General features: G+C 72.5%; 18 protein-coding genes and 1 riboswitch. Of the genes, 4 read left to right on the top strand and 14 right to left on the bottom strand.

The window, feature by feature from the left end; all coding sequences use genetic code 11:
- Positions 1-66: 66 nt before the first annotated feature.
- The gene (locus tag GSY65_RS23205) at positions 67-1,005 is read right to left on the bottom strand and encodes a YihY/virulence factor BrkB family protein (protein WP_159771992.1); all 939 of its coding nucleotides are present in this window, start codon (positions 1,003-1,005) and stop codon (positions 67-69) included.
- 173 nt (positions 1,006-1,178) lie between these two features.
- Between GSY65_RS23205 and GSY65_RS23200 the strand changes: the two genes are divergently transcribed.
- Both GSY65_RS23200 and GSY65_RS23195 read left to right on the top strand, forming a co-directional pair.
- Positions 1,179-2,585: an FAD-binding oxidoreductase gene (locus GSY65_RS23200; protein ID WP_159771989.1), complete on the top strand. Its 1,407-nt coding sequence runs from the start codon at positions 1,179-1,181 to the stop codon at positions 2,583-2,585.
- Between the two features lie 51 nt (positions 2,586-2,636).
- A complete protein-coding gene (locus GSY65_RS23195) occupies positions 2,637-3,392 on the top strand; it encodes a decaprenylphospho-beta-D-erythro-pentofuranosid-2-ulose 2-reductase (RefSeq protein ID WP_159771986.1) in 756 nt (251 codons plus the stop codon).
- A 62-nt stretch (positions 3,393-3,454) separates the two neighbouring features.
- Here the strand turns inward: GSY65_RS23195 and GSY65_RS23190 are convergent, their stop codons facing one another.
- From GSY65_RS23190 to GSY65_RS23135, 11 genes are all read right to left on the bottom strand, one after another.
- Positions 3,455-4,036: a 2'-5' RNA ligase family protein gene (locus GSY65_RS23190; protein WP_159771983.1), complete on the bottom strand. Its 582-nt coding sequence runs from the start codon at positions 4,034-4,036 to the stop codon at positions 3,455-3,457.
- A gap of 164 nt (positions 4,037-4,200) precedes the next feature.
- Entirely contained in the window at positions 4,201-5,193 is a 993-nt protein-coding gene (gene trpS, locus GSY65_RS23185) for a tryptophan--tRNA ligase (protein ID WP_159776294.1), read from the bottom strand.
- A 542-nt stretch (positions 5,194-5,735) separates the two neighbouring features.
- Positions 5,736-7,184: a glycine hydroxymethyltransferase gene (locus GSY65_RS23180; RefSeq protein ID WP_159771980.1), complete on the bottom strand. Its 1,449-nt coding sequence runs from the start codon at positions 7,182-7,184 to the stop codon at positions 5,736-5,738.
- A gap of 31 nt (positions 7,185-7,215) precedes the next feature.
- Positions 7,216-7,303, bottom strand: a riboswitch (ZMP/ZTP riboswitch).
- Positions 7,304-7,547: 244 nt separating this feature from the next.
- Entirely contained in the window at positions 7,548-8,732 is a 1,185-nt protein-coding gene (locus GSY65_RS23175) for a glutathionylspermidine synthase family protein (RefSeq protein WP_159771977.1), read from the bottom strand.
- 21 nt (positions 8,733-8,753) lie between these two features.
- Positions 8,754-9,140 carry a hypothetical protein gene (locus GSY65_RS23170; RefSeq protein ID WP_159771974.1) on the bottom strand — a complete coding sequence of 129 codons (387 nt, stop codon included), beginning with the start codon at positions 9,138-9,140 and terminating at the stop codon, positions 8,754-8,756.
- A gap of 464 nt (positions 9,141-9,604) precedes the next feature.
- Complete coding sequence (locus tag GSY65_RS23165; protein ID WP_159771971.1) at positions 9,605-10,264, bottom strand: WYL domain-containing protein; 660 nt, start codon at positions 10,262-10,264, stop codon at positions 9,605-9,607.
- Positions 10,265-10,424: 160 nt separating this feature from the next.
- Positions 10,425-11,231: a hypothetical protein gene (locus GSY65_RS33985; protein WP_236580001.1), complete on the bottom strand. Its 807-nt coding sequence runs from the start codon at positions 11,229-11,231 to the stop codon at positions 10,425-10,427.
- Between the two features lie 267 nt (positions 11,232-11,498).
- Entirely contained in the window at positions 11,499-12,488 is a 990-nt protein-coding gene (locus GSY65_RS23150; protein ID WP_159771968.1) for a malate dehydrogenase, read from the bottom strand.
- Positions 12,489-13,117: 629 nt separating this feature from the next.
- Positions 13,118-14,383, bottom strand: a complete 1,266-nt coding sequence (locus tag GSY65_RS23145; RefSeq protein ID WP_201452635.1) for a helix-turn-helix domain-containing protein — start codon at positions 14,381-14,383, stop codon at positions 13,118-13,120.
- A gap of 663 nt (positions 14,384-15,046) precedes the next feature.
- The gene (locus tag GSY65_RS23140; protein WP_159771962.1) at positions 15,047-15,562 is read right to left on the bottom strand and encodes a DUF3017 domain-containing protein; all 516 of its coding nucleotides are present in this window, start codon (positions 15,560-15,562) and stop codon (positions 15,047-15,049) included.
- A gap of 187 nt (positions 15,563-15,749) precedes the next feature.
- Positions 15,750-16,604 (bottom strand): bifunctional methylenetetrahydrofolate dehydrogenase/methenyltetrahydrofolate cyclohydrolase, encoded by an 855-nt coding sequence (locus GSY65_RS23135; RefSeq protein ID WP_055521975.1) that lies wholly within the window; start codon positions 16,602-16,604, stop codon positions 15,750-15,752.
- A 459-nt stretch (positions 16,605-17,063) separates the two neighbouring features.
- Between GSY65_RS23135 and GSY65_RS23130 the strand changes: the two genes are divergently transcribed.
- Together GSY65_RS23130 and GSY65_RS23125 are read left to right on the top strand one after the other, a co-directional pair.
- Positions 17,064-17,645, top strand: a complete 582-nt coding sequence (locus GSY65_RS23130; protein WP_159771959.1) for a hypothetical protein — start codon at positions 17,064-17,066, stop codon at positions 17,643-17,645.
- A 116-nt stretch (positions 17,646-17,761) separates the two neighbouring features.
- Positions 17,762-18,184, top strand: a complete 423-nt coding sequence (locus GSY65_RS23125) for a hypothetical protein (RefSeq protein ID WP_201452873.1) — start codon at positions 17,762-17,764, stop codon at positions 18,182-18,184.
- Here the strand turns inward: GSY65_RS23125 and purH are convergent.
- Together purH and purN are read right to left on the bottom strand one after the other, a co-directional pair.
- Positions 18,156-19,739 carry a bifunctional phosphoribosylaminoimidazolecarboxamide formyltransferase/IMP cyclohydrolase gene (purH, locus tag GSY65_RS23120; protein ID WP_159771954.1) on the bottom strand — a complete coding sequence of 528 codons (1,584 nt, stop codon included), beginning with the start codon at positions 19,737-19,739 and terminating at the stop codon, positions 18,156-18,158. The two genes, GSY65_RS23125 and purH, sit on opposite strands and share 29 nt — an antisense overlap.
- A complete protein-coding gene (purN, locus tag GSY65_RS23115) occupies positions 19,736-20,365 on the bottom strand; it encodes a phosphoribosylglycinamide formyltransferase (protein WP_159771951.1) in 630 nt (209 codons plus the stop codon). The genes purH and purN overlap by 4 nt, the downstream gene beginning before the upstream one ends.
- Positions 20,366-20,806: the final 441 nt, after the last annotated feature.

Raw genomic sequence — 20,806 nt, 5'->3', positions numbered from 1 at the left:
GCGCGGGCGACCCGCACGGGAACCCACACACCACCCGCACCCGCCGGAACCACCCCGACCCCCGGGCTACTGGGCGCCCTCGGCCTCCTCGGCCTCCTCGGCCGCCTCCGCTTCCCCGGCCTCGTCAGCCGCCTCCACCTCCTCGGTCCCCTCGGCCTCCTCCCGCCCCTCCGCCGTCCAAGCCGCGCAGTACAGCAGCAACTTGGCCGTGAAGTTGATCCACAGCAGCAACGCGACCGGCACCCCGAACGCCCCGTACATGCTCTTCGACGCGACCCCCTGCATGTACCCGCTGAGCAGCAGCTTCAGCAGCTCGAAGCCGAACGCCCCCATGAGCGCGGCCACCACGAGCCGCCGCCGCGGCGGGTGGACGCCCGGCAGGAGCGTCAGGACGTACAGCAGGAGCAGGAAGTCGGCCAGCACGGCCACGGCGAACGCGGCGATCTGGAGCACCACCCCGCCCCAGCCGTCGCGGTCGACACCGAGCCGGTCCGCGCTCCAGCCGACCGTCGCCGACGCCACGGTGGACGCCGCGAGGGAGACGAGCACCGCGCCGCCGAGCCCGACGAGGACGCCCGCGTCCTTCGCCTTGGCGAGGACGGGGTTCCCCTCGGGCTCCGGCTTCTCCCACACCGCCCGCAGACAGCCCCGCATCTCCCCGACCCAGCCGATGCCGGTGAACAGCAGCAGCGCGCCGGCGATGATCCCGACGGTGCCGGCGTTCTCGACGAGCCCGGCGACGTCGAGCTGGCCGGAGATGCCGGGCACCTGCTCGGCGAGCCGGTCCTCCAGCTCGCGCTGCCGGTTCTCGTCGAGCGTCGCCGCGGCGATGGCCGCGCCCAGGGTCAGCAGCGGGAACAGCGCGAGGAAGCTGATGAACGTCATGGCCGCGGCGAGCCGCGTCCACGTCACCCGCTCCAGCCGTTCGTACGAGCGCCACGCGTGCGTGGTCATCAGGCGCTCGGCCAGCGGGCCGATCCCGGGAAGCTTTTTCAGCCAGTCCATGATCCGACTCTGCCCTCGTCGTGGTCACCCGAAGCGGGAGTACCCGCGTTCGAGCACCGATCACCCGTCGTCGCACGCCGACCGTGCCGTGGATCCCCCATTTCGGTGAGGCGCCTGGGAAGGCGGGCCGATACACCGGATTCCTCGGCGCGCGCGGCGATACGTTCGCGGGCATGCCAGCCAACGCCGTCCCCTTCCCCGGCCGCACCACCCCCCTCACCGGCTGGGGCCGCACCGCCCCGACCGCCACCCGGCTGATCCGCCCCCGTACGTACGAGGAGGCCGCGACCGCCGTCCGGGCGTGCGGGGCGCGCGGCGGGATCGCCCGGGGGCTGGGACGCGCGTACGGGGACGCGGCGCAGAACGCGGGCGGCGCCGTGCTCGACATGACGGGCCTGGACCGGGTCCACGCCGTCGACGCGGACGGCGGCACGGTCCTGTGCGACGCGGGGGTGTCGCTGCACCGGCTGATGGAGGTGCTGCTGCCGCTGGGCTGGTTCGTGCCGGTGACGCCGGGGACCCGCCAGGTGACCGTGGGCGGCGCGATCGCGGCGGACATCCACGGCAAGAACCATCATGTCTCCGGGGCGTTCAGCCGTCATGTGCTGTCGCTGGAGCTGCTCACCGCGGACGGCGAGATCCGCACGGTGGTGCCCGGCACCCCGCTGTTCGACGCCACGGCCGGCGGCCTGGGGCTGACGGGGGTGATCCTCACCGCGACCGTGCGGCTGCTGCCCGTCGAGACGTCCTGGATGTCGGTCGACACCGAACGGGCCCGCGACCTGGACGACCTGCTGGCCAGGCTCACGGCCACCGACCGGTACTACCGCTACTCCGCCGCCTGGATCGACCTCCTCGCCCGGGGCTCGGCGACGGGCCGCGCGGTCCTGACCCGCGGCGAGCACGCGTCCCTCGAGACGCTGGAGTCGTCGGCACGCGCGCGTGGGGCACGTCTCACCCGGCGGGGTCCGCTCGGCCGTCCGCTGGACTTCCGGCCCTCCCGGTTCCCGGTCGCCCCCGCGCTCGTCCCCGGGGGTCTGCTCGGCCGGACGACCGTGGGTCTGTTCAACGAGCTGTGGTACCGCAAGGCCCCCCGGGCCCGCGCCGACCAGCTCCAGCGGATCGCCACGTTCTTCCACCCGCTGGACGGCGTCCCGCACTGGAACCGGCTCCGCGGGCGGTCCGGGTTCGTGCAGTACCGGTTCGTCGTCGGCCACGGTCACGAGGAGGCGCTGCGGCGGATCGTGACCCGGATCTCCGCCCGCCGCTGCCCCTGCTTCCTCGCCGTGCTGAAGCGGTTCGGGGAGGGCGAGCCCGGCTGGCTGTCCTTCCCGACGCCCGGCTGGTCGCTCGCCCTCGACATCCCGGCGGGCCTGCCCGGCCTCGGCGCCTTCCTCGACCGGCTGGACGAGGAGGTCGCGGCGGCCGACGGACGCGTGCACCTGGCCGAGGACGCCCGGCTGCGCCCCGAACTGCTGGGCGCGATGTATCCCCGGCTGCCCGAGTTCCGCGCGCTGCGCCGCGAGTTGGACCCCGACGGCGTGTTCGTGTCGGACCTGGCCCGCCGCCTGGGCCTGTAACGCCCGTACCGCGACCTGCCACCCCCGTTCCCCAGTCGCTCAGGAGCTGTCATGAAGGACGCGTTCGGCACCCCCCAGTCGCTGCTGATCCTCGGCGGTACGTCCGAGATCGCGCTCGCCACCGCCCGCCGGCTGATCGCCCGCCGCACCCGTACCGTCTGGCTCGCCGGACGCCCCTCGCCCGATCTGGAGAGGGCAGCCGCCCATCTGCGGGGTCTCGGCGCCGAGACGCACACCGTCTCCTTCGACGCCCTGGCCCCCGACTCGCACGAGACGATCCTCGGCAAGGTCTTCGCGGAGGGCGACATCGACATGGTGCTCCTCGCCTTCGGCCTGCTCGGCGACCAGGCGCACGACGAACGCGACCCGGTGGCCGCGGTACGTGTCGCCCAGACCAACTACACGGGGGCCGTGTCGGCCGGTCTGGTCTGCGCGCGGGCCCTCCAGGCGCAGGGCCACGGATCACTCGTCGTCCTGTCGTCGGTGGCCGCCGAGCGTGCCCGCCGCTCGGACTTCATCTACGGCTCCGCCAAAGCTGGCCTCGACACCTTCACCCAGGGCCTCGGCGACGCGCTGCACGGCACCGGCGTTCATGTGATGGTCGTACGGCCCGGTTTCGTGCGCACGAGCACGACCGCGGGCCGCCCGGAGACGCCGCCGGCCACCACTCCGGAGGCGGTGGCGACGGCGATCGAGCTGGGGCTGCGGCGCCGCTCGGAGACGGTGTGGGTGCCGGGGGCGCTGCGGCTGGTGATGGCGGCGCTGCGCCATGTGCCGAGGCCGCTGTTCCGCCGGCTGCCGCTGTAGGGCGCCGGGGAACCCGGGGACGCTCGGCTTCAGAGCCCCCTCCGCGGACCCTCAGGGGCTTCTCAGTGGGTGGGGAGCGTGGTGTCGCCGACGGGAGCGCCCGCCTGCGGGGGGACGACCGTACCGCCGAAGGCGAACTCGCGGAGCTTGCGCCAGACCCCGTCGGCGCCCTGCTCGTACAGCGCGAACCCGGTGCAGGGCCACGCGGCCTCGTATCCGGCCAGTTCCTCGAACGCCCGGTCCATCGCCTCCTCGGCGATGCCGTGCGCCACGGTGACGTGCGGGTGGTACGGGAAGTTCAGCTCGCGCGCCACCGGCCCCGAGGCGTCCCTGACCTGCTTCTGCAGCCAGGTGCACGCCTCGGCGCCCTCGACGACCTGGACGAACACCACGGGCGACAGTGGCCGGAAGGTGCCCGTGCCGGCCAGCCGCATCGGGAAGGCCCGGCCGGTGGCCGCGACCTCGACGAGGTGTGCCTCGATCGCCGGCAGCTGGGTCTCGTCGACCTCCGTCGGCGGCAGCAGCGTGACATGCGTGGGGATGCCGTGAGCCGCGGCGTCGCCGAAGCCCGCGCGCCGCTCCTGGAGCTGGCTGCCGTGGGGCTCCGGGACCGCGATCGACACACCGATCGTTACGGTCCCCACGTCGTCTCCTGTCGTCGTGTCATGCGTCTGTGTCTTCGTCTGTCGTGACGCGCCACCGGCTATCGACTGTACGGCCACGGCGGTGTTCCGGGCAGGCGCGGGCGGAGTGATGTACAGCGCTGCCGGTGGCGCGATCGGCGCTCGGCCGACCGGGGTGGTGCGGCTCAGTGCTTGGCGGGCAGGAATCCCACCCGGTCGTACGCCTGGGCGAGCGTCTCCGCGGCGACGGCCCGCGCCTTCTCCGCGCCCTTGGCCAGGATCGAGTCGAGCGTCTCCGGGTCGTCCAGGTACTGCTGGGTGCGCTCCCGGAAGGGCGTCACGAAGTCGACCATGACCTCGGCGAGGTCCGTCTTGAGCGCACCGTAGCCCTTGCCGACGTACTTCTGCTCCAGTTCCGCGATACCCGTCCCGGTGAGGGTCGAGTAGATGGTCAGCAGATTGCTGACCCCGGGCTTCTCGGCGGCGTCGTAGCGGATCACGGTGTCGGTGTCGGTGACCGCGCTCTTGACCTTCTTGGCGGTGGCCTTCGGGTCGTCGAGCAGGTTGATCAGCCCCTTGGGGGTCGACGCCGACTTGCTCATCTTGATCGCCGGGTCCTGGAGGTCGTAGATCTTCGCCGTCTCCTTGAGGATGTACGGCTTCGGGATCGCGAAGGTCTGGCCGAAGCGGCCGTTGAAGCGCTCGGCGAGGTCACGGGTGAGCTCGATGTGCTGGCGCTGGTCCTCGCCGACCGGGACCTCGTTCGCCTGGTAGAGCAGGATGTCGGCGACCTGGAGGATCGGGTACGTGAAGAGGCCCACGCTGGCGCGCTCGGCGCCCTGCTTGGCGGACTTGTCCTTGAACTGGGTCATGCGGGAGGCCTCGCCGAAGCCGGTGAGGCAGTTCATGACCCAGCCGAGCTGGGCGTGCTCGGGGACGTGGCTCTGGACGAAGAGGGTGCACCGCTCGGGGTCGAGTCCGGCGGCGAGCAGCTGCGCGGCGGCGAGCCGGGTGTTCGCCCGCAGGTCCGCGGGTTCCTGGGGAACGGTGATCGCGTGCAGGTCGACGACCATGTAGAACGCGTCGTGGGACTCCTGCAGGGCCACCCATTGGCGTACGGCGCCGAGGTAGTTGCCGAGGTGGAACGAGCCTGCGGTGGGCTGGATTCCGGAGAGCACACGAGAACCGGGCAGCGGCGCGGAGCGCCCCGTTTGAGGGCGGTGGTGGGCGACGGGTGGGCGGTCAGAGGCCATGCTCACCATTCTCTCAGGTATCGGGACCCGTTCCGGAACCTACCGGAAACAGATGGCACACGGGTGGGAAGCGATCGGACCCGGGCGGTGTGCCCCTGCGCTGAGAACGCGGGAGGGGCCGCGTCGTCGGTGAGGCGGCGGTGAAGCGGCGGTGATCGCCCGCGTGCGCGCCGGGGAGCCGGAGGCGTACGCGGAACGGGGCGGTGCCGCGTCCCGGCCGTGGCCACTGTCGGCCGTGGCCGATGCGTCGATGCGTCGATGCGTCGATGCGTCGATGCGTCGATGCGTCGATGAGATGCGGGACACAGGGCGGCCGGCCGGACGCCGGCGGCCCGTGGCCGACCCGGAGGCGCCCTCGTCGGGCCGAGCCGGGCTTCACCGTGACGGTGCCGCCGCGCCGCGCGCGTCGGACGGGCGGGACGCCGGGCCGCGAGGGGCCCGGCGTCCGGCGTCCGGTGTCCGGCGGGTCAGCCGAGGTCGATCTCCGGGTACAGCGGGAAGCCGGCCACGAGGTCGGTGGCGCGGCGGGAGACCTCGTCCGAGATCTTCGCGTCGAGGACGTGCTGGGCCTTGGACGGGGCGCCCGACTTGGTGGTGCCGGGGGTCGCGGTGGTGAGGACGCGGTCGATGAGGCCGGCGACCTCGTCCATCTCGGCGGTGCCCAGACCGCGGGTGGTCAGGGCGGGCGTGCCGATGCGGATGCCGGAGGTGTACCAGGCGCCGTTCGGGTCGGCCGGGATGGCGTTGCGGTTGGTGACGATGCCGGAGTCGAGCAGCGCGGCCTCGGCCTGCCGGCCGGTGAGACCGTAGGAGGTGGCGACGTCGATCAGGTTGAGGTGGTTGTCGGTGCCGCCGGTGACCAGGGTGGCGCCGCGGCGCATCAGGCCCTCGGCGAGGGCGCGGGAGTTGTCGACGATGCGCTGGGCGTAGTCCTGGAAGGCGGGCTGCCGGGCCTCGGCGAGGGCGACGGCCTTGGCGGCCATGACGTGCGGGAGCGGGCCGCCGAGGACCATCGGGCAGCCGCGGTCGACCTGGTCCTTGAGGGAGTCGTCGCACAGGACCATGCCGCCGCGCGGGCCGCGCAGCGACTTGTGCGTGGTCGTGGTGACGATCTGGGCGTGCGGCACGGGGTCGAAGTCGCCGGTGAGGACCTTGCCGGCGACGAGGCCCGCGAAGTGCGCCATGTCCACCATGAGCGTGGCGCCGACCTCGTCGGCGATCTCGCGCATGATCCGGAAGTTCACGAGGCGGGGGTAGGCGGAGTAGCCGGCGACGATGATCATCGGCTTGAACTCGCGGGCCGAGGCGCGCAGGGCCTCGTAGTCGATGAGGCCGGTGGCCGGGTCGGTGCCGTAGGACCGCTGGTCGAACATCTTGCCGGAGATGTTCGGGCGGAAGCCGTGGGTGAGGTGGCCGCCGGCGTCCAGGGACATGCCGAGCATGCGCTGGTTGCCGAAGGCCTGGCGCAGCTCGGCCCAGTCGGCCTCGGAGAGGTCGTTGACCTGGCGGGCGCCCGCCTTCTCCAGGAAGGGGGCCTCGACGCGGTCGGCGAGGACGGCCCAGAAGGCGACGAGGTTGGCGTCGATGCCGGAGTGCGGCTGGACGTAGGCGTGGCGGGCCCCGAACAGCTCCCGGGCGTGCTCGGCGGCGAGGGACTCGACGGTGTCGACGTTGCGGCAGCCGGCGTAGAAGCGGCGGCCGACGGTGCCCTCGGCGTACTTGTCGCTGAACCAGTTGCCCATGGCCAGGAGGGTGGCCGGGGAGGCGTAGTTCTCGGAGGCGATCAGCTTGAGCATCTCGCGCTGGTCGGCGACCTCCTGGCCGATGGCGTCGGCCACGCGCGGCTCGACGGCGCGGATCACGTCGAGGGCGGAGCGGAAGGCGGTGGACTCGGGGGAGAGGGGCTCGGCTGACATGGGGACCTCCGGACGTTGCGTTCAGCGTTCACGGTACGGCCCAGGCGCACGGCACTCATCCTCCCGGGCCGCTCCCCGATGGTCCGTCCCATCCCAGCGCGCCAGTCACGGCCCGCCGGTCACCATATCGGGCGGCGTCGAGCGGCAGACCCGGACGTCCACCATTCGAACGACGCGGGGACCGGCGGGCGAACGACGCGGGGACGGCGGACCGGGCACAGCGGGGACGACGGACCGAGCACGGCAGGAACGACGGACCGAGCACAGCGGGGACGGCGGACCGGGCACGGCAAGGACGGCGGACCGGGCACGGCAGGGACGGCGGGCCGGGCACGGCAGGGACGGCGGGCCGGGCGGCGGTCGTCAGAGGATGACGTGCGGCAGGAACCGGGCGTACTCGTCGGTCACCAGGCCGGAGGACTCACGGATACCGAGGCCGGCGGACTCGTTCTCGACGACCCACGCGCCGAGGACGACATGGTTGCCGTCGAAGGCCGGCAGCGGTGCCAGTCCCTGGTAGCAGCAGGGTTCCTGGCTCAGGACCGGGGCGCCGCCGGGCTCGTGGACGGTGACTCCGGCGCCCTCGCGGCCGAGGAGGGGCTTGGAGACGTAGCCCTGGGTGCCGGCCAGCTCGCGGGGCCCGTCGAGGTAGGCGGGCAGGAGGTGGGGGTGGCCGGGGTAGAGCTCCCAGAGGACGGCGAGCAGCGCCTTGTTGCTGAGGAGCATCTTCCAGGCGGGCTCGATCCAGAGGGTGGTGCCGGTGCCGCCGCCGTTGTCGAGGGTGGCGAGGACGTGCGGGGCGAAGCGGTCCGTGGTGAGCCACTCCCAGGGGTACAGCTTGAAGATGCTGCGGATGAAGCGGAGCTTCTTGTCGACGAAGCGCTCGGAGAGGCGGTCCCAGCCGATGTCCTCCATGGAGATCCAGTCGGTGTCGAGCCCGGCCTGCTCGGCGGTCTCCTTCAGATAGGCGACGGTCATGAGGTCCTCGCCGAGTTCGTCGCCCGCGGAGTGCGCGAAGTACAGGGGGCTGCCCGGCGGGAGGAGGGGGGCCTGCTTCCGCCAGGCGTCGACGAGGCGTTCGTGGAGGGAGTTCCACTGGTCGGCACCCGGGAAGCGCTCCTCCATCCAGAACCACTGGGGGCTGGCCGCCTCGACGAGCGAGGTCGGGGTGTCGGCGTTGTACTCCAGCAGCTTGGCGGGGCCGGTGCCGTCGTAGCGCAGGTCGAAGCGGCCGTAGACGGACGGCAGTTCGGCGCGCCGGCGCCACGCCTCGGCGACGAGCCGGGCGAGGCGCGGGTCGGTGATGCCGAGGTCGGCGAAGCGGTCGTGCTCGACGATGTGCGCGGCGGCGGCCAGGCACATGGCGTGCAGTTCCTCGACGGTCTCCTCCAGCGCCTCCACCTCGGGGAGCGAGAACACGTAGTACGCGCTCTCGTCCCAGTAGGGGCGCAGGGAGCCGTCCGGATGGCGGGTCAGGGGGTAGATGAGCCCCTGCTCCTCCACCGTCTGCTGCCATCCGGGCCGGGGTTCGATGGTGCGGCGTTCCATGGCGCTGTCTCCCGGGCCGGGTCAGCCGCCGCCGGAGCCGGAGCCGGAGCAGCCGAAGCCGTCCCGGTCGACGGCCTCGCTGCGGCTGAAGGTTCCGTAGTCGGCCCGCTTGCCGGTGACGTCGGCGTCGTAGTACCAGGCGGCGTCGACCGTGCCGGGCTGGCTGCGATTGCCGCTGCTGTTGCTCTTGCGGTTCTTGCCGTACGACGACGAGGAGGAGCCGGAGTCGGAGTCGGAGTTGCAGTTCTTGTCGGCGATGATCTTGTAGCCGTTGGCGAAGTCGTAGCTGTCGCGGTCCACGCACCGGCGGTCCGGGTCGGATCCGCAGGAGGTGAGGGCAGCGGCGACGACACCCATCCCGCCGAGTACGACCGTGCTGGACCGCAGTCGCCTGCGCTGTTCTCCCATGTGCTCCCCCGTCGGGCTGGTGGCTCGGCCGAGCGGGGCCGGTGCGCGGGGTCCGCCCCCCGAAGCGCCCGGCGCTCGGCGCCCGGGTTGTCCGGGCTCAATCAACACGCAGACTAGTGCCCCGTCAGGCAACGTTTGCCCCGTCGCGACGCCCGGCACGCACTCTCGCCGCACCGGGCACAAGCCCGAGTACATCCCGTACGAGGGCGTGCGCCCGGCAGCCGAGAGCACGCACCGGACGCCGCTCCTCGACGGGCATACGTTGCCTGCCGCGGCACCAGTGATCGATTCAAGCCATGGCCAAACGGCTCGCGACGGACATGGGGGAGGGCTTCGTTCCCCCCAACTCCCCGCTCAACCGCCTGTTTTCCCCTCACCCTTGGCTCCCCCCTCGGTGGTCGGAGCTGCCGGCGCGGTCGTGGTCGCGGTCAGACAGCGGGTTGCCTGGGTGCGGAGCGCCTCGGTCAGTTCCGGGGGCGCGTCCGGGGGAGGCTGAAGTCGGCGTCCACCGAGGTGATCATCCAGGCGAGGTCCCGCGCGGTCCCGGCGCCCAGGTACAGGAGGCAGCCTTGGTCGTCGAGGGCTTCGAGCACCCCCATGCCGGGCCACACCCTGTCCGTGGCCGTGGACACGGGTTCGTGGAGGGTGACGGTGACGCGGACGGGCCAGGTCCGCGAGGTCAGGCGGTGCGCCAGATAGGTCGCCGCGTCCCCGTCGGGGATCGGCCGGGGCGCGACCCGGGGTCCGGTCGGGGTGCGCGGGACGAGCCGGTCGACCCGGAAGGTCCGCCAGTCGGCCTGGTCGAGGCCCCAGGCGACCAGATACCGGTGCCGGTCGAAACTGACCAGGTTGTACGGCTCGACGCGACGGACGGGGTGGGCGTCGACGAGGGACCCGCTCCCGGCACCCTCGACGCCCCCTTCGGCGGAGGCGTCATCGGCCCCGCCGCCTTTGCTGCCGCCCCCGCCCTCCCGCGAGGCCGTCGGTGGTGCCGGCGGCTCGGTGGCGTGAGGGCTGGCCATGTGGGGCGTCGCGTAGGTGAAGCGGAGGTGTTCGCGGCGGCGGCAGGCTTCGGCGATGGTCATGAGAATGTCCGGCGAGACCTTGGGGGCCGGCGCGGCCATCGCCCGCACCGTCGCGGTGTGGACCCGCGCGGATGGCCGGTGTCCTCGCCGGGCTGATGTCCCGTCTGGGCTACGGCCGTTACGGCGTGCAGGGCTACGACACCGGGTCCTGGGTGGCCCCCGAGACCGGCAAGCAGGCCCTGAGCGGCCCGGTGCGGTCTCAGCCTCGTACGCAGGTCGTGCCCGTCGGACACAGGGACGTCACCGCGTTGGTGACCGGCTCGCGGAGGTCGGTGAGGGAGGTCGACTCGGGGGCGCTGAAGCGGACGCCGTAGGGCTTGCCGTCGGCGGCCAGGAAGCGGTGGTCGATGACCCGGCGGGGGCCGACGGCACTCTCGCCGTCGAAGCGGTAGACGACCTCCGAGTAGGCGGCCTCCTCGGAGCGGTCGAGGACGCGGTAGCCGGGGAGGCGGGCGAAGCCGTAGTTCGCGTTCTCCGCGTCGTCCATGGAGGCGGCGGGGCTCTCCTCGCTGACCTCGAAGAGCTGGAGGGCCCGGGTGCCGTCCGGGGACTCGTACGTCACGACCGCCGGCTTGCCGTCGGGCTGCTTCGCCGTGCGGGTCCAGCCGGAGGGGACGTCGACGGTGAAGCCTGCGGGGTCCTCGGAACGCACGTAGCCGGGTGCGCCGTCGGCCGGGGTCCCGCCGGACAGCCCGGACGCGCCCCCGCCACCGTCCCCGCCACCGTCCTCGTCACCGCCGCCACTCCCGTCACCGCTGCCGCCCGCACCCCCGCTCGCGAGTCCGTCCACGCCGCCGTCCCCGCCTCCGTCGGTGCTGCCGGACGAGTCCTGGCCGGTGTCGCCGCCCTTCGCGCCCGTCTCCGGGGCCGAGGACAACGGGTCCGGCGAGGACGAGTGCGCGGCGTTCGTACGGTTCCTCGTGTCGCCGTCCGATCCCGCGAGCGTCCAGACACCGAGGCCAGCGCCGCCGCCGAGCAGGGCCGCGAGGGTGACCACCAAGGCCATGCGCCACATGTTGACGGGTGCGGGCGGATCGTCCACCCAGCGTCCGGTTGCCGGATCCCAGCGCGCCATCAAGTCCCCCTTGCCGTCGCGGGCGTTCGCGACCGCGTCGACGTCGACGCGTGCACGTGAACGCGTTTGACGACGATAGCGGCGTAAACACCGACAGGCCCCGTCCCGGGCGAAACCGGGACAGAGCCTGTGCGAGCCCGCTATGGGACCGTGACACCCCGCGTCAACGACGACGGGGCAACGGTGGCGGGGAGCCGATCAGATGAGGCCGAGCGCGCGGACCGCCTCGCGCTCCTCCTCCAGCTCCTTGACGGAGGCGTCGATGCGGGCGCGGGAGAACTCGTTGATCTCCAGGCCCTGGACGATCTCGTACGCGCCGTCCTTCACGGTGACCGGGAAGGAGGAGATGAGGCCCTCGGGCACACCGTACGAGCCGTCGGACGGAATGCCCATGGAGGCCCAGTCGCCCTCGGCGGTGCCGTTGACCCAGGTGTAGATGTGGTCGATGGCGGCGTTGGCGGCGGAGGCGGCCGAGGAGGCGCCGCGGGCCTCGATGATGGCGGCGCCGCGCTTGGCGACGGTCGGGATGAAGTCCTCGGCGAGCCACTTCTCGTCGCTCACGACCTCGGCGGCGTTCTTGCCGGCGACCGTGGCGTGGAAGATGTCCGGGTACTGGGTGGCGGAGTGGTTGCCCCAGATCGTGAGCCGCTTGATCTCGGAGACCGGGACGCCCGTCTTCTTCGACAGCTGGGTCAGCGCGCGGTTGTGGTCCAGGCGCGTCATCGCGGTGAAGCGCTCGGCCGGTACGTCCGGCGCGGCGGCCTGGGCGATGAGAGCGTTGGTGTTGGCCGGGTTGCCGACGACGAGGACGCGGATGTCGTCCGCGGCGTGGTCGTTGATGGCCTTGCCCTGCGGCTTGAAGATGCCGCCGTTGGCCTCCAGCAGGTCGCCGCGCTCCATACCCTTGGTGCGGGGGCGGGCGCCGACGAGAAGACCCACGTTGGCACCGTCGAAGGCGACGTTCGGGTCGTCCGTGATGTCGATGCCGGCGAGCAGCGGGAAGGCGCAGTCGTCGAGCTCCATGGCGGTGCCCTCGGCGGCCTTCAGGGCCGGGGTGATCTCCAGGAGGCGGAGCCTGACCGGCACGTCCGCGCCGAGCAGCTGGCCGGAGGCGATGCGGAAGAGCAGGGCGTAACCGATCTGGCCGGCCGCGCCGGTGACGGTGACGTTCACGGGAGTGCGGGTCATGGCGTTCTCCGTATGACAGCTGGCGGTGGGGCGTCCCTGCCCCGGACGTTTGATCGATCTCTTGGCATCAAGAGAGATCGGTGGTCAGGCTATCGCGCATCCAGGATCCCCGACGGCCGGGTTCGTGTGGCCCACCACACACGGCCCGCCCCCGGCCCGCCATGACCCGCCATGACCCGCCGGGTCACGAGAAAAGGCGGCCGCCGGTCCGAGGGGGGGTGAACCTGGGCGGCCGCCGGTGGGGGTGCCGGGCCGGGAGCGACCAATCTCCCGGGCGGGCCGGACTCCCGTGGGGGTACCTTCCGCCTGCCCCGGCAACCGGAAGGCATGCCCACCAGTTTTCGACTACTTTGCGCAGGGTCGAGATCACTCCGGGTTATGGACGTGGAGGGCGTGCCCGTTCCGGGGCGACCAGTACGGCCGGCCCACGGGGCCGGTGCGGCACCAGCCCACGGGGCCGGTGCGGCCGGGCAGCCCCTGCCCCGCCCGGCTCATCCTGCCCGCCCTGCACCTCCTGCCCGCCCTGCACCTCCTTCACGTCCGGCCCGACGGCAGGTCCGGCCCGCCCACCGACCCTGCTACCGGCCGGCCCGTGAGCCGGCCCGCCCACCGGCGCCTCCCGTCACCCCTCAGCGCGTGCAGCCCTCCTCGCCCGACGCCAGCGTCACGCACGCCTCGGCGTCGCCCGCGTCCTTGACCGCGACCATCGACGTGTACGCGATGTTGTCGCCGGCCTCCTCGATCGCCGCCATCTGCTTGACCTTGCCGGCCGTCACGCGCACCTTGTCGCCCCGGGTCGCCAGGGTGATGCGGGCCCAGGCCGCGCGGCAGGTCTCGCTGTAGCGGACCTCGACCCGGGCCGTGCCGACGGTGGCCTCGTCCGCGGTCTTCACGACACCCGCCGTGCACCCCATGGCCTCGGGGTCCTTGCCGGTGCAGCCGGCCCCCGCGCACTTGACGCCGGCCGGCAGGTCGGGTTCCGTGCCGACTCCGGTCGAGGCGTTGGCCGGTGACGTGCCCTCGGCCTCACCACCGCCGTCCCCCTGCGTGAGGAAGAACGCCGCCGCGATCACGACGAGCGCCCCCACGGCTCCCGCGAGGAACATCGACACCCGCCGCCCCGCCCCCGACGCTCCGTCGTCGGGACGTCCGGCGTCGCCCGGCGGCGGGCCGAGGACACCCGACGGAGTCTCCGCGCCGCCACCCGCACGGGCCGAGGACACCGAGGACACCGAGGACGCAGACGACCCCGAGGACACCGACGAGGGCGAGGCGGCCCCCCAGTTGACGCGCGGAGGACTCGCGGCCGTCCCCGCTCCGCCACCGCCGTACCGCGACGACGAGGAAGATGCCGATGACGAGGCCGCTGACGAGGTCGATGACGACGGGGCCGAACTCCCGTACGCCGGACGGGTGGTGCGCTCCTCCGCCGGCCCCCGCGGCTGCGGCGGAACCGTCGGCGAGACGCCTGCCGGACCCGCGACGCCCGGTGTCACCGTCGCGCTCCGGCCCGCCGCCCTGGCGTTCTGGCCGCCCTTGACGATCGCCTGGCCCCCGGTCTCCCCCAGTGCGGCGCGCGCCTGGGAGATACGGATGGCCTCCATGGTCATGTCGTGGCGCATCTCCGAGCGGCTCCAGGCGCGCTCGGCAAGCTCCCACATGGTCGTCAGATGCACGGGGTTGGTGCCGGTCACCTCGGCCAACGCGACGATCGCGCCCTTCGGCGCGAGAAGCCTTCCGTTGAGATACCTCTCCCATGACGTCTTGCTGTAGCCCGTGCGGTCGGCCACCGCGGCGACACTCAGTCCACCGCGGTCGACGAGCCTGCGCAGCTGGCTCGTGAACTCCTTCACCTGTGGATCGAGTTCATCCGGCAAGGCCCTCCAACGAGGCATTGATTCCCCCCTCTTCCCCCCGAGCGTCTCTGTCCGTGCCCCCCGCGCCGACTGTCCCTGTGCCGCGCATGATGCCCTCGCTGAATCCTGGTCCGTGACCGAGCCCGAGGCTCGCTTGCGAACCCCGTTCCGGCCTACCCATGGGGATGCGCCCGGCCTGGATGCCAGTTCCCTTAAAAGGGGCGTGCGGGAGCGTTTCGGGCGGGACGCGCCCCCTTGCGCGCCCCCTGCCGCTCGGTGGTCCAGCGTCCCACCGACATCCCGGCTTTCCGGGAGGAATGACAGATCACCGCGCGGGCCGTGCCGGACCGTCCCAAAAGCTCACGTTAGCCCTGACGCCGAGCCGATCGTCGGAAAATCCTCGAACTCGTCGGCACATCGGCACGACCACCGCCCGGTACGGCCACCCACGTCGAACAGGGTTACGGAAGAGGCGCCTGTGTCCACGTGGGACGCGTGGCGGGTAAGGAGGGCGGCACGCACGCGGAGTCGACCTGGGGGTGCCGTAGTCGTGGCCGGGTGGGGACACCTCGGCGGAATCGTCACTTCCGTGCCACAGCGGATCGGCAACCGTTGAACAGCACGTTCGCCGTGCACGAGGGTGGATCGCGACGGCGGTCCGTCCTGACTCGGGGGAGGGGACGGGCCGCCGTCTCGCGTCCGTCAGCCGGTCTCGTCGCCGACGGTGAAGTGCAGGGTGTCCTTGAGGAAGGGGATCTCCAGCAGCGGCTTCGGCTGCGCCATCAGCGCGAGGAGCACGATGGCGGAGCCCAGCGCGATGTACGTGACCATGTCGGTGAAGCGGGAGCGGACGGCGAGCATGCCGACGTCCGGGACCAGCCAGCGCAGCAGGGCCCCGACGAGCAGCGCGGAGCCGATCAGGATGGTGCCGAGCCGGAACGCGTCGAACGCGGTGACCAGCAGTCCGAGACCCACGGTGCAGAGCACGGCGAGGATCGGCCACTGCCGGGCGGGCGCGGGCGCGCTCCGGGGGGCGGCCCGGCCGCCGCCCTCGGGCCGGGCGGTGTCCCGGGTGAACATCGGGAAGCGCCGGGTGGCGCGGACGGGCTTGCCGTCGGAGTCGGGCGCGCTGATGGGATCGCGCACCTCGATCTCGTCCGGTGCGCCACCCGTCACCGCCGCGCCACGCTTCTCCGTCTCGCCCACGCGCCCCGACATCTCCACCCTCTCCGACCCACCCGACGCCACGGTCTCGTCCGACGCCACCGACGGGCCCGCGGTCTCGCGCCCGCCCGACGTCTCGCGCCCGCCCGCCTCGGCCGACGCACCTGGCTGGGCAGACGTACTCGACTCAGTCGCCGCACTAGACCCGGCCGACGTACTCGGCCGCGCCGACGCCTTGTCGTCAGCCGGCACTGCGCTCCGCCGCCTCGACCACGTTGACGAGCAGCTGGGCCCGGGTCATGGGGCCGACGCCGCCGGGGTTGGGGGAGATCCAGCCGGCGACCTCCGCGACACCGGGGTGCACGTCGCCGACGATCTTGCCCTCGGCGGAGCGGGAGACGCCGACGTCGAGCACGGCGGCGCCCGGCTTCACGTCCTCGGGGCGTACCAGGTGCGCGGAGCCCGCGGCGGCGACGATGATGTCGGCGCGCTTGAGGTGGGCGGCCAGATCACGTGTACCGGTGTGGCACTGCGTGACCGTCGCGTTCTCGCTGCGCCGGGTCAGCAGCAGCGGCATCGGGCGACCGATGGTCACACCGCGGCCGACGACCACGACCTCGGCGCCCTTGATCTCCACGCCGTAGTGGCGGAGGAGGGTGAGGATGCCGTTCGGGGTGCAGGGCAGCGGGGCGGGCTCGTTCAGGACGAGGCGCCCGAGGTTCATCGGGTGGAGGCCGTCGGCGTCCTTGTCGGGGTCCATCAGTTCGAGGATGCGGTTCTCGTCGATGCCCCGGGGAAGAGGCAGCTGGACGATGTAGCCGGTGCAGGCGGGGTCCTCGTTGAGTTCCCGTACCACCGCCTCGATCTCCTCCTGGGTGGCGGTGGCGGGCAGTTCACGCTGGATCGAGGCGATGCCGACCTGCGCGCAGTCGCGGTGCTTGCCGGCGACGTACTTCTGGCTGCCGGGGTCCTCCCCGACGAGGATCGTGCCGAGGCCGGGCGTGACGCCCTTCTCCTTCAGGGCCGCCACGCGGGCGGTCAGGTCGGACTTGATCGCGGCTGCGGTGGCCTTGCCATCGAGAATCTGGGCGGTCATGGGCCCAATCTTCGCGGATGACGGGCTCCCGGTTCCAATCCGGCCACCCCTCGGACGCCCGCGGACGGTTCGACTCCAGGTCAGCCGCCCGGCCGGCCTCCCGGCGAGCACCCCGGCCCTCCGCCCGGTCGGCGGTCCCGTCGCGCCCGGTCCCCGGCTCCGTCGCCGCCCCGTCGGCGGACGAAGCCGGCGTTCGCAGATGCCGCGTGAGCGCGCCGGAGGTGCGCCTCCGCGAGGGCCTCGCGGTGTCCCCGGGCGCCCGCCCGGCAGCGGCCGACAAGATCGGATGTGTTGCACTTGCACAACGTCCCCGGAATCCGGCTGGACATCCGAGCAGGCATATAAAACGATTGGGACACAGTGCCGCGGGCACTGCCGGGGGGCGTGACCACAACAGAGCAGGGCATTCCTCCGACCCGTGCCGCGCGTCCCCGCACAAGGCAACGGAGGAGACCCGCCATGAGCTTCGGTGACCCGAACAACCCCTACGGCCAGCCCCAGCAGCAGCCGTCCCAGGGCTACGGCTACCCGCAGCAGAACCAGCCCCAGCAGCCCGGTTACGGCTACCCGACCGCCCCGCCGGTCTCGCAGGGCTACGGCGGCGGGTTCCCGGGAGGCGCGCCCACGACCATGCCCAGCACGGTCGGCGCGGCCCGCGTGATGCTCTGGGTCATCGCCGGTCTCCAGGTCATCGGCGTCCTGCTGTACGCGATCGGCGCGGCGGCCGTCAGCGCGGCCAGCGACAGCGCCGAGGACCCGGCACTGCAGGACGCGCTCGGTGACGTCCCGGTCGGCATGATGTGGGCGATCGCCGTGTTCGCCGTCGGCTGGCTCGTCTACGCGATCATGCTCGCGGTGAAGTTCAAGAGCGGCGGCAACGGTGTGCGCGTCGCCGCGATGGTCTTCGGCATCATCACCGCCGTCCTGAGCATCTACCCGTTCTTCCTCATCGGCCTGGTCCACCTGGTGCTGGGCATCCTGATAGCCGTCTTCGCCGGCAACGCCAACGGCAAGGCGTGGTTCAACCGCCCGCGCTACTGAGCCGCCGGGCCCACGAAGGGCCGGACCCCGGACGGGGTACGGCCCTTCGGCGCGTTCCGGCCGAGCGGGCCCACCGGACCCGGGGCCCCGCGTCGCTGCGCCGGCTGCGCTTCCCGATGCTCATCCGCACGTACGGGACGCCGACCGTGGACGACCCGTCGCGGCCGCTGCTCGACGGCGCCACCGTCCTCGTGCTGGAACGCGCCGAGGGCTCCCTCGACCAGCCGATCGACCGGGCCGGGAAGTGCCGTCCGGTGCGGCCGGACCGGACGGTGGCCGTCCCCGGCCGGCAGGACCGCACGCCGGTGCGCTTCGCCGGCAAGCTGTACACGAGGGCCGGCAAGCAGGGGAAGGGCGTCGTCAGCAAGAACCGCTGGCCTCCGGTCCCGCTGCCGGAACGACAAGGGGGCGCGCCCCATCGTGCGGCGCGCCCCTTCTGCCGTACCTCTGCCCTGCCTGGGGCCTGCCTCAGCCCTGCCCGGGTCCTGCTTGCGCTCTGCCGTCCGGCGGTCAGTGGAAGAAGTGCCGTGTCCCCGTGAAGTACATGGTGACGCCCGCCTTCCGGGCGGCCTCGACGACCAGTTCGTCGCGGACCGAGCCGCCGGGCTGGACGACGGCCTTGACGCCGGCCTCGGTGAGGATCTCCAACCCGTCCGGGAACGGGAAGAAGGCGTCGGAGGCGGCGTACGAGCCCCGCGCCCGCTCGGCGCCGGCCCGCTCGACGGCGAGCTTCGCGGAGTCCACGCGGTTGACCTGGCCCATGCCGACGCCGACGGAGGCGCCGTCCTTGGCGAGGAGGATCGCGTTGGACTTCACCGCGCGGCAGGCCCGCCACGCGAAGGCCAGTTCCGCCAGCTCCTCGGCGGAGAGAACATCGCCGGTCGCGAGCGTCCAGTTCGCCGGGTCGTCGCCGTCGGCCTGGAGACGGTCCGTCACCTGGAGGAGGGCACCGCCGTCGATCGGCTTGACCTCGGCGGGGTGGGAGGGCGCGGCCGGGGCCTTCAGCACGCGGATGTTCTTCTTCTTGGCGAGGGCGTCGAGGGCGCCCTCCTCGTAGTCGGGCGCGACGATGACCTCGGTGAAGATCTCGGCGACCTGCTCGGCCATCTCCTTGCTCACCGGCCGGTTGACGGCGATGACGCCGCCGAACGCGGACAGCGGGTCGCAGGCGTGCGCCTTGCGGTGCGCCTCGGCGACGTCCGCGCCGATCGCGATGCCACAGGGGTTGGCGTGCTTGATGATCGCGACGCAGGGCTCGTCGTGGTCGTACGCGGCACGGCGGGCGGCGTCCGTGTCCGTGTAGTTGTTGTACGACATCTCCTTGCCGTGCAGCTGCTCGGCCTCGGCGAGACCGCTGCCGGTGCCGTCGACGTAGAGAGCCGCGGGCTGGTGCGGGTTCTCGCCGTAGCGCAGGGTGCTCTTGCGCTCCAGCGCGGAGGCGACGAAGTCGGGGAACGGCGAGTCGTCGGCGGGCGCGTAGGCCGAGGCGAACCAGGAGGAGACGGCGATGTCGTACTCGGCGGTGTGCCGGAACGCCTCGGCGGCCAGCCGCTTGCGGGCGGCGAGGTCGAAGCCGCCGTCCTGGACGGCCGTCAGGACGTCCGCGTACCGGTCGGGGCTGGTGACCACGGCGACCGACGGGTGGTTCTTGGCGGCCGCGCGCACCATCGACGGGCCGCCGATGTCGATCTGCTCCACGCACTCGTCCGGGGTGGCGCCGGAGGCGACGGTCTCACGGAACGGGTAGAGGTTCACGACGACCAGGTCGAACGGCTCAACGCCCAGCTCGGTGAGCTGGCGCCGGTGGTCCTCCAGCCGGAGGTCGGCGAGGATGCCCGCGTGCACCTTGGGGTGCAGCGTCTTGACCCGGCCGTCCAGGCACTCGGGGAAGCCGGTCAGCTCCTCGACCTTGGTGACGGGGACACCGGCGGCGGCGATGCGCCCGGCGGTCGACCCGGTGGAGACGAGCTCCACGCCCGCCTCGTGCAGGCCACGGGCGAGCTCGTCGAGCCCGGTCTTGTCGTAGACGCTGACGAGCGCGCGACGGATGGCCCGCTTGCCGCTCTCGGCCGTGACAGTGCTGTCGGCGGTCACTGGATAACTACCTTTCGTCCCTCAATGCGATAGCCGTTGCGGGCGAGCCGCCCCACGACATCGACGAGCAGCCTTCGCTCGACTTCCTTGATGCGCTCGTGCAGAGCGCTCTCGTCGTCCTCGTCCCGGACCTCCACCACGCCCTGCGCGATGATCGGCCCCGTGTCGACGCCGTCGTCGACGAAGTGGACGGTGCAGCCGGTGACCCTGGCGCCGTACGCGAGCGCGTCACGCACACCGTGGGCTCCGGGAAAACTGGGCAGGAGGGCGGGGTGCGTGTTGACGAACCGCCCGCCGAACCGGGCGAGGAACTCCTTGCCCACGATCTTCATGAACCCGGCGGACACGACCAGATCCGGCTCGTACGCGGCGACGGCCTCGGCGAGCGCCGCGTCCCACTCCTCGCGGGTGCCGTGGTCCTTGACGCGGCAGACGAACGTCGGCAGCCCGGCGCGCTCGGCGCGGGCGAGCCCTTCGATGCCTCCGCGGTCGGCCCCGACGGCCACGATCTCGGCGCCGTAGGCCTCGACGCCGGTCGCCGCGATGGTGTCGAGCAGCGCCTGGAGGTTGGTGCCGGATCCGGATACCAGCACGACGAGGCGCTTGGCCACGGGCTTGGCGGCCACGGTGGGACCCTTTCTGCGGTTCTGGTCCCGTGCGGGTGTGCACGGGTTCCTGGAGGTCGCCCCACGGTCGTGCGGAGCGATCCGGCCCGCCGGACCCGTACTTGTGCATTCATACGAATGCTTTACGTCCCCCGATACGGGGAAGTCTACGAACCGGCCGACCGTCAGCAACGATACCGGCACACCCGGCGGCCCCCGTGGGACGGGGGCGTGGCCGGAAGGTAGCGTCTGCGAGGAGCGGGCCCGGTGAGGCGGTCGGGAACGCGGCCGGTGTGCGGGGCGTTCACGAAGTGACAGCTCATGCCGTACCAGCCGAATCCACCGCCGCACCAGGCACGCTCAGCAGCGTGTTCAGCCGACGCCGTCGACACCGTCGACGGTGACCTGTTCACCGCTGTGCCCACCGCCGTAGCACCGCCGTACCGACAACCGGCCGACTCG

The organism is Streptomyces sp. HM190 (assembly GCF_009857135.1).
Taxonomy (GTDB): Bacteria; Actinomycetota; Actinomycetes; order Streptomycetales; family Streptomycetaceae; genus Streptomyces; species Streptomyces heilongjiangensis.
The sequence above is the reverse complement of the archived record's forward strand: the minus strand, read 5'-3'. Positions and strand labels throughout refer to the sequence as shown.